Origin of the sequence: Romboutsia sp. 1001713B170207_170306_H8 (assembly GCF_015550495.1) — a bacterium.
Classification (GTDB): domain Bacteria; phylum Bacillota; class Clostridia; order Peptostreptococcales; family Peptostreptococcaceae; genus Romboutsia_E.
In genome coordinates, this window is sequence record NZ_JADNAX010000010.1 from 37841 (window position 1) to 49717 (window position 11877).

Annotated in this window: 15 protein-coding genes; 2 read left to right on the forward strand and 13 right to left on the reverse strand. The window is 28.3% G+C overall.

The window, feature by feature from the left end; translation table 11 throughout:
* Nucleotides 1-14 precede the first annotated feature (14 nt).
* From I2A66_RS14145 to I2A66_RS14155, 3 genes are all read right to left on the reverse strand, one after another.
* On the reverse strand, nt 15-632 hold the full coding sequence (locus I2A66_RS14145; RefSeq protein ID WP_122640898.1) for a DUF488 domain-containing protein: 618 nt from the start codon (nt 630-632) through the stop codon (nt 15-17).
* Nucleotides 633-793: 161 nt separating this feature from the next.
* The gene (locus I2A66_RS14150; protein WP_122640899.1) at nt 794-982 is read right to left on the reverse strand and encodes a ferredoxin; all 189 of its coding nucleotides are present in this window, start codon (nt 980-982) and stop codon (nt 794-796) included.
* Nucleotides 983-1101: 119 nt separating this feature from the next.
* Nucleotides 1102-1656 (reverse strand): helix-turn-helix domain-containing protein, encoded by a 555-nt coding sequence (locus tag I2A66_RS14155; RefSeq protein ID WP_122640901.1) that lies wholly within the window; start codon nt 1654-1656, stop codon nt 1102-1104.
* Between the two features lie 128 nt (nt 1657-1784).
* Here I2A66_RS14155 and I2A66_RS14160 point away from each other — a divergent pair, with 128 nt between their 5' ends.
* Nucleotides 1785-2720, forward strand: coding sequence for a DMT family transporter (locus I2A66_RS14160; RefSeq protein ID WP_195251894.1), 936 nt, complete (start codon nt 1785-1787; stop codon nt 2718-2720).
* An 88-nt stretch (nt 2721-2808) separates the two neighbouring features.
* Entirely contained in the window at nt 2809-3852 is a 1044-nt protein-coding gene (cax, locus tag I2A66_RS14165; protein ID WP_147516745.1) for a calcium/proton exchanger, read from the forward strand.
* 49 nt (nt 3853-3901) lie between these two features.
* On the opposite strand, the gene I2A66_RS14170 is transcribed toward cax, so the two are convergent.
* The 10 genes from I2A66_RS14170 to I2A66_RS17295 form a co-directional block, all read right to left on the reverse strand.
* A complete protein-coding gene (locus I2A66_RS14170; protein WP_122640965.1) occupies nt 3902-4246 on the reverse strand; it encodes a zinc ribbon domain-containing protein YjdM in 345 nt (114 codons plus the stop codon).
* 111 nt (nt 4247-4357) lie between these two features.
* The gene (locus I2A66_RS14175; protein WP_122640907.1) at nt 4358-4948 is read right to left on the reverse strand and encodes a 50S ribosomal protein L25; all 591 of its coding nucleotides are present in this window, start codon (nt 4946-4948) and stop codon (nt 4358-4360) included.
* Between the two features lie 287 nt (nt 4949-5235).
* On the reverse strand, nt 5236-6636 hold the full coding sequence (gene uxaC, locus I2A66_RS14180; RefSeq protein WP_122640908.1) for a glucuronate isomerase: 1401 nt from the start codon (nt 6634-6636) through the stop codon (nt 5236-5238).
* Nucleotides 6637-6707: 71 nt separating this feature from the next.
* Nucleotides 6708-7757 (reverse strand): mannonate dehydratase, encoded by a 1050-nt coding sequence (gene uxuA, locus I2A66_RS14185; RefSeq protein WP_122640910.1) that lies wholly within the window; start codon nt 7755-7757, stop codon nt 6708-6710.
* 42 nt (nt 7758-7799) lie between these two features.
* Nucleotides 7800-8831, reverse strand: a complete 1032-nt coding sequence (locus I2A66_RS14190) for a sugar kinase (RefSeq protein WP_122640912.1) — start codon at nt 8829-8831, stop codon at nt 7800-7802.
* A complete protein-coding gene (locus tag I2A66_RS14195; RefSeq protein WP_207734782.1) occupies nt 8812-9423 on the reverse strand; it encodes a bifunctional 4-hydroxy-2-oxoglutarate aldolase/2-dehydro-3-deoxy-phosphogluconate aldolase in 612 nt (203 codons plus the stop codon). The genes I2A66_RS14190 and I2A66_RS14195 overlap by 20 nt, the downstream gene beginning before the upstream one ends.
* 29 nt (nt 9424-9452) lie before the next feature.
* Entirely contained in the window at nt 9453-10304 is an 852-nt protein-coding gene (locus I2A66_RS14200; RefSeq protein ID WP_122640916.1) for an SDR family oxidoreductase, read from the reverse strand.
* Nucleotides 10305-10477: 173 nt separating this feature from the next.
* Nucleotides 10478-11170, reverse strand: a complete 693-nt coding sequence (locus tag I2A66_RS14205; protein ID WP_195251895.1) for a GntR family transcriptional regulator — start codon at nt 11168-11170, stop codon at nt 10478-10480.
* Between the two features lie 279 nt (nt 11171-11449).
* Nucleotides 11450-11644 carry a putative immunity protein gene (locus I2A66_RS17290; RefSeq protein ID WP_243238741.1) on the reverse strand — a complete coding sequence of 65 codons (195 nt, stop codon included), beginning with the start codon at nt 11642-11644 and terminating at the stop codon, nt 11450-11452.
* Nucleotides 11635-11841, reverse strand: a complete 207-nt coding sequence (locus I2A66_RS17295; RefSeq protein ID WP_243113413.1) for a putative immunity protein — start codon at nt 11839-11841, stop codon at nt 11635-11637. Before I2A66_RS17295 ends, I2A66_RS17290 begins: the two co-directional genes overlap by 10 nt.
* Nucleotides 11842-11877 lie beyond the last annotated feature (36 nt).

Consider the following 11877-nt stretch of genomic DNA (forward strand, 5'->3'; position numbering starts at 1 on the left):
AAAGGCGAGTATAATTACTCGCCTATATGTTCTATCCTATATCCAATATCTTTATTAGCCATTCTATATGCTTCATCTATCATTTCTTCTCTAGAAAGTGATGGTCCAATTAAATTCTCTATTGTTATTTGATGTCTATTTTCAAAATACTTATCTAATATTCTTTCTTCTATATATCTTTGATTTTTTATAGTGTAATCATCTAATATATGATTTATTTTAAAACCATGCTTTTCAAGTTCTCTTCCAAGTAAAATCGATCTATGGCATCTTATAGGGTCTTGCATTGCACCTAAAAGAACTATCCTATAACCTTTTTTACATCCATTTTTTAATCTCTTAATTCCATTAATAAAATCTTCTTCTTTTACAACCTTTTCAAAATCTGAATAACCTTCTTTATTATATGATATTTTATTTTCTCTTTTAGCTGCAAACTCTTTTGCCATGTAAATATACACATACCCAGACTTAATTAAAGTATTTTTTATATTATCTTTATTATATTGAATATTATACTTAGAATAGGGTGTTCCTCTTATATCTACAACGCAATTTATATTATAAAATTTAAGCATGTCTATAAGCTTATCAATTGAGTAATTTGAATGTCCTATTGTAAATATATCCATAGCATTTACCTCTTTATTTTAATAAAATATCTTTATTTAAAATTATATATTTCACATCTATTCTAAATCATTCCTATTATTCTCTATTTCTATTCTAAAAAATATCTTAGGGTTTCATATGAAACTCTAAGATATTTTTTGTTAAATTATTTATTAAATTATTATTCAACAGTTATAGCAGAAACAGGACAACTATCTTGAGCATCAACAGCTAAATCTTGTAATTCTGAATTTAGTTCACCTTCTATAGCAACTGCTAAACCATCATCATCCATATCAAATACATCTGGGCATATACCTGTACATGCTCCACATCCTATACATATGTCTTTATCTACAAATGCCTTCATTTTGAAATCCTCCTAAGTATAAATTATTTCAATATTATATTTATCCTTATTTTTTAGACTATAAACATTTTTCTATATATTTTATTATAAATTTATTTATAACCATACACATAAATACACTACCTTGTATATACAATTATATTTTGAAACTTACATTTACCTTTTCCTATATTAGTATACATGTGGTTTATATTTGCAAAAAATCTTACTGCTTTCCCTTTGTTCAATATTATATAATCACAACCAAGTTTAATTTCTAAATCACCATCATTTACAATAACGTACTCTTCTACTCCATCAATATGATTAGATGATTTGTGAACACATCCTTCTTCTAATTCTATATTTAAAATTTCAAACTTATTATTTATATCAAATGGAAAAATCGTATAAATTTTCATATTTCCATTCTCTTCTGATATAGGTTTTATATTTTTATAATTTACTATTTCATACTTAGCTTTATTTTTTTCCATAAATGATGAAAATGGGACTTTCAATCCTGTTGATATTTTCCATAATGTTGATATAGTTGGATTAGACTTTCCACGTTCAATTTGACCTAACATAGATTTACTAACTCCTGTAATTGAAGATACTTCATCTAAGCTTAAATTTCTTTCGTTTCTTATTTTATATAAATTAGCACTAATTATTGAGTTTAATTCTTCCATAAATCCTCCCTTGCCTTTGTGCGTTATATTGCACTTTTGTATTTTATAATGTACAATATTAAGCTGAATCGTATAATAAAATTATACATATTATACTATAATTTAATTAAATTTTAAGGAGGATATAAATGAAAAAAGCATTAATTTATGGAATAGTTTCTTCAATATTCTTTGCTTTTACATTCATACTCAACAGTAGCATGAATATTTCTGTAGGAAACTGGATGTGGAGTTCATCACTAAGATACATATTTATGTTACCAGTATTATATATTATCGTACTAAAACAAAAAGGAATTCATAGGGTCTTAAATTCAATTAAAAACGACACTTCATATTGGTTAATTTGGAGTACAATAGGATTAGGATTATTTTATGTTCCACTTACATTTGCTTCGTCTTACGGTCAATCTTGGCTAGTTGCTGGTTGCTGGCAAATAACTATAATTGCAGGTATATTATTGACACCTCTATTTAAACAAAAAATTCCTATCAAGAGTTTACTAATGTCTTGTATTATACTGTTAGGAGTATTTTTAATTCAATATGAACAAGCTACATATGTTAATCTAAATCAGGTTTTATTGTCAATAATTCCAATTTTAATGGCAGCATTTGCTTATCCATTAGGAAATAGAAAAATGATGTCTATATGTAATGATTCTCTAACTACTACAGAAAGAGTCTTTGGTATGACCTTATGTAGTATGCCATTTTGGATAATAATTTCATCTTTTGCTTATTCCTATGTTGGTTTTCCTAGTTATAGTCAAATTATACAATCTATGATAGTTGCTATTTTTTCTGGTGTAATTGCTACAATATTATTTTTTAAGGCTACAGAACTAGTTAAAAATAATTCTTCTCAATTGGCAATTATTGAAGCTACACAGTCTGGAGAAGTTATTTTTGCTATATTAGGAGAGGTATTTATGCTTGGTGGTAGTATTCCTACACTAAATGGCCTTATAGGTTTAGCTATAATAGTATTAGGTATGATCTTAAATAGCATTAGCTCATCAAAACCTAAAAATGATTCAACTTCTAATTTAAATCTCAACTAGTATAGCTCTTTATATTTAATAACTTCTCATAATTTATCTTACCTAGGGACAACCTAATTATAAGGTTATTCTTATAAGGAGGTAATTTATGAGAATTTTAAAGTATATGCTTATATTTATACCTATAAGCTTTATAGCTAAATTTATGAATGCATCTGGCTCTATAATGTTCTTATTATCATGCCTATCTATAATTCCACTTGCAGGTCTTATGGGTGAAGGCACAGAAGAAATTTCATTTTACTCAGGACCTAAAATAGGTGGTTTTTTAAATGGTACATTTGGCAATGCAACCGAACTTATAATCTCATTTTTCGCTCTTAAAGAAGGTTTATTTGAAGTCGTTAAATCATCTATTGCTGGAGCTGTTATAGGAAACATATTATTAGTAATCGGTGCTAGTATGTTAGCTGGTGGATTAAAATATAAAACACAAAAATTTAATCAAAAGGTAACTGAAGTTACTTCAAGTATGTTATTATTTGCAGTTCTCGGATTGTGTATTCCAGCTATATTTACACATACAGTTGATCCAAGTTTATTAAATACTAGATATGAAGGTTTAAGTATTTTTGTTGCTATTGTAATGATTATTATATACGCTTTAAGCTTACTATTTTCATTTAACACTCATAAAGATATATATATCAATGAAGAAAAAGATAGTGAATCATCTAAATGGGCACTAAAAAAATCTATATTTATACTAGTTATATCAACTGTTTTAATAGCAGTTGAAAGTGAATTCTTAGTAAATGGTATTGAACCTATAACAGCTAGTTTAGGATGGAGTGAGTTTTTTGTAGGTATAATTTTAATACCTATAATAGGAAATGCCGCTGAACATAGTACGGCTATAGTTATGGCTAGAAAAGATAAAATGGATGTTGCTTTAGAAATCGCTATTGGGTCTAGTTTACAAATAATATTATTCGTGGCGCCTATATTAATATTTTTAAGCTTAATATTTACCCCTATGAGCATTGTATTTAATGAATTTGAATTAGTTGCACTAATAGCCTCAGTAGTAATAGCAAATAGAGTTTCTCATGATGGTGAATCTAATTGGTTAGAGGGGATTCAGCTTTTAGCTGTATATCTAATAATTGCAGCTTCATTCTTTATCTTATAAAATAAAAAAGATGGTTATGATAATCCATTTCCATCTTTTTTTCAATTTATTAAGCTTTTTTAACAACTGAAGATTTTAGTTTCATAGCTCCGAAACCATCTATTTTACATTCTATATCATGTCCATCAGCAGCATCTGGTATTAAACGTATACTTTTTACTTTTGTTCCAATTTTTATAGATGAAGAACTTCCTTTTACTTTAAGGTCTTTTATTACTGTTACAGCATCTCCATCATTTAATATGTTTCCATTTGCATCCTTTATAACACTTGTTTCCTCAGCTTCTGATGCTGAAGGGTTCCATTCATGTGCACATTCTGGACATACTAAAAGACTTCCATCTTCATAAGTGTATTCTGAGTTACATTTTGGACAATTTGGTAAATTCATAATTGCATTTCCTCCGTTCATCGTTGTCATTTTTAATTCTTTTACAGGTATTTATAATATCATATTCTCATAAGATTGACAAACTATCCTGCTAACTATATTTTATGTTATATATTAAAAATTATATATATTTGCATCTTCGTCTTTTTCTGATTTTTCACCTTCATTTGTATTAACTGAACCAATTTTAGCAATCATTAATTCCTCATTAATATCTGCTTTTACACTCTTAGGTATATTTATATCTTTAACTAGTATTTGATCACCGTATTCTAACTCAGATACATTTATTTCTATATTTTGTGGTATTTCACTTGCTTCTCCTTGTAATGGTATCTCCGAAATAAAATCTTCTATTAACAATCGTCTTGATTCTAATCCTTCTTGACCTATAAAATTAACTGGTACTTTTAATTTTATAGTCTCACCCTTTTTTATACATTGGAAATCTATATGTATTATATTTCCAAAAGGATCTCTTTGTAACTCTTTAATTACACACTTTTTTATATCCCCATTTAAGTTTAGATTTAGAATAGAACTGTCTGTATAGTTTAGTATATTTATCATTTCTCTTTTAGTTATTTTAGCTGATATTGATTTATCTAAATTCTGTCCATAAAGTATACATGGAATTTCTCCATCATGTCTAACTTTATTTACTTTCTCATCTCTTTTTGTAATATTAAACTCTAAGTTTTTCATAGTAATCCCTTCCTTACATATCTTTATATTTTACCTACTTTTATATATAGTCTTTTTTGTAATGAAAGATGATTACTTTTATAAAGAAATCTGCACATATATATACCTATACTCAAATAAGAGATACTATTCTTTTATTCATAACTTATTTAATTAGAGAAAATTTTATACATTATAATTAAACTCTTCATATAAAAAGTCTTGGCCATTTTATTATGCCAAGACTTTTTATATATTACTCTACCCTTATCAAAGTAATATATCTTTTTAAATAAATATATTTATATTTAATTCTTTAAATATTTTTCTATATTGTTATAACATATATTTTCTATAATTTCACCTAATATTTCCATATCATTAGGGTATTCGCCATTATCTACTAAACATCCTATGTAATTACATAAAATTCTTCTAAAGTATTCATGTCTAGTATACGATAAAAAGCTTCTTGAGTCTGTAAGCATACCCACAAATTGGCTTATAAGACCCAGTTGAGATAAAGCCATCATTTGTCTTTCCATACCATCCTTTTGATCGTTAAACCACCATCCAGAACCAAATTGAATTTTTCCAGAAACTCCTCCGCCTTGGAAATTACCAATCATAGTTCCTAAAACTTCATTATCTTTTGGGTTTAAACAATATAATATAGTCTTTGGAAGTTCATATGTCATATCTAATGCATCTAATAATCTAGATAAACCTGTTGCTATTTCTCCATCATCTATACTATCAAATCCTACATCCGCACCTAACTTTTTAAACATTCTAGTGTTATTATTTCTAAGTGCTCCTATATGTAACTGCATTACCATATTACGTTTACTATACATTCTTGCTAAACTTATCATAGTTAATGTAAAGTATTTTTCTATCTCTTCTTTAGATAGTTCTTCGTTAGCTAAAGCCTTTTTTAATATATCATTAACTTCTTCAGCTGTAGCTTCTCTAAAGTAAACTCTCTCTAAAGAATGATCAGTTATTTTACACCCATTTTCAACAAAGAAATCTAATCTTTTTTCTAGTACTTTTAATAAAGTTTCATAATCATTTATATCTATATTTTCTGTCTTTCCTAATAAGCTTATATATTCAGAAAATCCTTCTAATTGTATTTTCAGAACTCTATCAGGTCTAAAACTTGGCCTAACTTCACATTCAAAGCTTTTATCTTTTGATATCTGAATATGATATTCAAGATTATCTATTGGGTCATCTGTTGTTCCTATATACTTAACATTAGATTTTTTTATCATAGCTCTTGCACTAAATTCATCACTATTTATTATTTTATTACATTTATCCCATATAAGTTTACAAGTCTTTGGACTTAATGTTTCTTCTATTCCAAAATATCTTTTCAGCTCTAGATGAGACCAGTGATACATTGGATTTCCTATTAAATATGGCATAACCTTTGCAAAAGCTTCAAACTTTTCATAGTCACTAGCATCTCCAGTGATATATTTCTCTTCTATACCAAAACTTCTCATGGTTCTCCATTTATAATGGTCGCCACCTAGCCAAATTTCAGTTATATTGTTATACCTCTTATCTTCTGCTATCTCTTTTGGATTTAAGTGACAATGATAGTCACATATAGGCATATTTTTAGCATGATTATGATATAAATTTATTGCTGTATCTGTTGATAGTAAGAAATTATCGTCCATGAATTTTCTCATTTTACTACTCCTCATAAAATATTATTTAAAATAAAAGCCCTTGCTAAAACAAGAGCTTTTATTAATTATTATTATTTTTTGCCTTTATTTATAGCTTCTTTAATACCATTTATATATACAGCTCCTAAAGCTCTATCATATAAACCATATCCTGGTCTTCCAGTTTCACCCCATATCATTCTTCCATGATCTGGTCTGAATGGTCCATCAAAATTATAGTCACAGTAAGCCTTAACTATTTCATAGAAATCTAATGATCCTTCTTCTGATAAGTGAGCAACTTCATTAAAGCTGCTTTCTCCTGTTATTTTAACATTTCTTAAATGAGCAAAATGTATTCTATTTCTTTCTTGTCCAAAATGTTTTATCATTTCAACTACATCATTAGTTTTACTTGCACCAAAAGATCCTGTACATAAAGTAACCCCATTGTAGTAACTATCATATAAGTCTAAGAATCTATCTAAGTTTTCTGTATTTGTTATTATTCTTGGTAGTCCAAATATTGACCATGGTGGATCATCTGGATGTATAGCCATTTTAACTTCTTCTTCTTCCGCTGTTGGCATTATTCCTTTTATGAAGTACTCTAAGTTTTCCCAAAGTTTTTCTTCATCAATATCTTTATATTGATCAAGTAATGCACCTAATCCGCCTTCACCATATGAAGTATCCCATCCTGGTAATTCTAATTCCCCTAATGCTGGGTCCATTTTAGCAACCTGTTCTTCATCATATATTAAACAAGTTGAACCATCTTCTAACTCATATTCTAAATCAGAACGAGTCCAGTCAAATACTGGCATGAAGTTGTAGCATATAGTTTTTATTCCTGCTTTACTTAAGTTTCTTATAGTTTGACAATAGTTTTCTATATATTTATCTCTAGTTGGTAATCCTAACTTTATATCTTCATGTACTGGAACACTTTCTATTACAGAAAGTTCTAATCCTGCATTTTCAACCGTTTTCTTTAACTCTAATATTCTCTCTAAAGGCCATACTTCACCTACTGGTATATCATATATAGCCGTTACAATGCCTTTCATTCCTGGTATTTGACGTATGTACTCTATTTTAACAGGGTCATCTTGTCCATACCATCTAAATGTCATTTCCATAGATACTATTCCTCCTAATTATATATATATATTCCTTTATATTTATCTATTTATGTTTTCAATTCCACTATTCATAAGAGCCTGTACTTGCTCTAAATCCACCATATTTATATCGCCCTTTATACTATGTTTTAAAGCGCCTGCACAAGTTCCAAACTCAACAATTTCATTGCTATTCATATTAGTTAAAATTCCATGTAAGATTCCAGCTGTATATGCATCTCCTCCACCGACTCTATCTAATATGTCAATATCATGTACTCTTGATGCACTTAACGTCTTGCCGTCAAAGAAAAATCCTTGTAATAAATTATTATTAACTGATTTCACAGTTCTCTTTGTACATGATGCAAACTTTATATTTGGATATTGCTTAAATAGTTCACTGTATAAATCTTTTAATTTTGATTCAAAAGTTTCTTCTTCTATTACGTCATACTTTAATATATTTATAAAGTCTAATATTCCTAAAAATGCTATGTCAACAAAAGGTAGTATCTCTAGCATAAAACTTCTAGCTTCCTCTAAAGACCAAAGTTTTGATCTATAATTAGAATCATATGATACTAGTATACCTTTTTCTTTAGCAGTTTTTATAAGCTCAACAGATATTTCATACAAATTAGAGCTTAAAGCCGGTGTTATCCCTGATATATGTAGCATTTTGACACCATTTAAAATATTATCAAAGTTAAACTCTTCTTTCTTTGCTAATGATATAGAAGAATATTGTCTGTCATATATTACATTAGAGTTTCTAACCCCAAAACCTTGCTCTAAGAAATATATACCAAGTCTTCCTTCTCCTCTTAAAACATCTTTTGTGTCAACACCAAAACTACTCATAGACCTTATTACTTTATCCCCCAAAGCATTATCTGGTAATTTTGTAACTAACTTTGTATTATGCCCAAACATACTTAAACTACAAACAACATTAGCTTCTCCCCCAGCATAAGTTGCATCAAACTCTTGTGCTTGTATAACCCTTTGGAAGTTTGTAGGAGTAAGTCTAAGCATAACTTCTCCAAAGGCTAGCACTTTATTATTTTGATTATTTTCTAATTTGTGCAATTTTAGATTTAAACTCTTTAGCTAAATTTTCTATATCATCTAAAGAGCCTGCTCCTAATAGTGAACTTCCTACTCCTACACAAGAAACTCCCATTTCAAACCATTGTTCTATATTATCTATAGATACACCACCTGTTGGCATAACTTCAACATGAGGTATTGGAGCTTTTAATGCTTTAACATATTTAGGTCCAAAAACCTCCCCTGGAAATAACTTAATCATCTTATTTCCTTTATCTAATGCATTCATAACTTCTGTTACTGTCATACACCCTGGTAAATATAATGTATTCATTTCATTACAAACACTATTTACTTCATCAGAAAACCCAGGGCTTACAACATAACTTGCGCCTGCTTCTATAGCATCTTTTGCCATTTTTCTATTTAATACACTACCTACACCAACCAATACATCATTATAGTTTTCACTAACATTTTTTATTAGCTCAACTACATTTGGTATTGTATAAGTAAGTTCTATAGCTTTTACACCACCATTTACACAAGCATTTATATATCCAATAGCTTCTTCATGGTCTTTAGCTCTTATTACAGCTACTATACCTTCTTCTTTTATTTTGTTTAACATAATAATATATGCCCCCTATATCGTAAAGATTAAACTCCAGAATAAGCTGAGAATGCGCCATCAACTGGTATGCATACTCCATTAACAAATCCTGATGCTTTACTATCTACTAAGTATAATAAAGTACCTAATAGTTCTTCTGCTTCTCCAAATCTTCCCATTGGAGTGCTATTTAATATTTTCTCACTTCTTGGTGTTGGAGTTCCATCTTCGTTGAATAATAATCTCTCATTTTGTGCTGTTACAAAGAATCCTGGCGCTATTGCATTTACTCTTATTCCAACCTTTGACATATGTACTGCTAACCATTGAGTAAAGTTACTTACTGCAGCCTTAGCTCCTGAATATGCAGGTATTTTTGTAAGAGGTGTATAAGCATTCATTGATGATATATTTATTATTGTTGCACCTTCTCTATTTATCATGTCTTTTGAAAACTCTTGTGATGGAAGTAATGTTCCTAAGAAGTTTAAGTTAAATACAAAATTTACACCTTCTGGATCTAAATCAAAGAAAGTAGTTAATTCTTCATTATTTAAATCTTCTGGTAATAAGTATTCATTAGTTGTAGTTCCTTTTGGATGGTTTCCACCAGCTCCATTTATTAATATGTCACATGGACCGAATTCTTTTAATATTATTTCATGAGCATTTTTTATGCTTTCTTTATTTAATACATTTGTTTCTATACCTATAGCAATTCCGCCTTTAGCTTTTATTTCTTCAGCTTTGGCATTGCATACATCTTGGTTTAATGCAAGTATCGCTACTTTAGCTCCACATTCAGCTAAAGCATCAGCCATAGCTCCACATAGTACTCCTGTTCCCCCTGTTACTACTGCTACTTTATTTTTTAAATCAACATTAAATGGTAATTTCATATTTTGCCTCCCAAGTTTATATATATTATATGCAAGTTATTCATACTTGTATACTAGCATACATAACAAAATTATGCAAGCTTTTTCCCAAATATTTTTATCTATAAAAATAAAAAAAGGACAATGAAATATAATCCATTAACCTCCTCTATTTTTACATTTAAAATTTATAACTAATTACTGCTTTTTAAATACTTTATTAAATCATTTTCTTGTGCAATAGCTAACCAGTCCTGGGTAGAATCTTTGATGTGAGATGTTATAATTTCATCAATTCCGTCCATTGATTTATTTTTAATTAAATTTAAATACCTTTCATGATCTTCTATATTTTTCTTTTTATCATTTTTTAATTCAATTAATAATCTCATTCTATTATAATGAGTGCTCATATTTAATATGCAATCCCATATATCACCTTTATTAGTTCCTCTAAATAATAACTCATGGAATTCTTTATCTAACTTATGGAATTCAATTGCTGAATTAGATTTATTGCTTATTAATTTTTGAGCAAATAAATTTTTTTCTAACTCAATTATAATATCTTCACTTAGTCCATTGCATGCTTCTTTTAATACTTCTTTTTCTAGTGTATATCTCATGAATAAAGCTTGTTCAACCATATTAATATCTATTAATGATATATATGTTCCTGTTTGAGGCTTTACTTCTATTAAATGTTCATTTTTTAGTCTCATTAATACTTCTCTTATTGGTGTTCTAGATATTCCAAGCTTTTCAGATAAATCAGCTTCACTTAGTAATTCACCTGGTTTTAAATTTAAAATCATAATATTATCTTTTAATACTCTGTAAGCATAATCCTTACTATTTTCTTTTTCTTTTTTCTCATATAATATCAAATTTTTCAACTCCTTGACCTTATTTTTTAGATTTAACTATATTTATATTTTTGTAATTTATTTAATAAACATAACTTTCAGACTAATTTTCAAGTTTATATTATATCATTTATTTAATTTTGTCAAAATGATGCACACTTATATCTAGCAGTTCCACTTTATTTTTGCTGGATTAGTCTCACCTATTATAGCAATTTTATGTAAAGCATCCTCCATTTTTTTACACTCTTTTTCTGCTATTTCATCATAAATTTCTATCGTTCCATTAACACCTATGGATTAGTATGCTATTGCTGCACAACCATAAAATGCAAGTCCTAAAGAACTTGTAACATTATTAATTGCTGTTGTCGCTGATCCTATTGCTCTAGCTGCAGCTTGTGCAGCTGGATTTTCCTCTACTTCCCTTGCAACTATTTGAGCCTCCTTAATAATTTTCTTGCTTCTGTTAATTTTATATTTCCTTATAACCATTGATTAGAAGCGTCCAATACCATTCTTAAACGAGTATCATTAGGATACTCGTTTTCATAAATAGGTAAAATATAATCTTTCGCATATTCATTACACCATTTTACAATCGTTTTTTTACTTTGTGTTTCTATTAATCTCATAAGAGAAACAATGTAGGGTGAATCTGCTTTTCCAAGCATTTTTCTTGCTTTAGCCATAATGACTCCTTCTTCTTAAATATATTTTTATTCTAT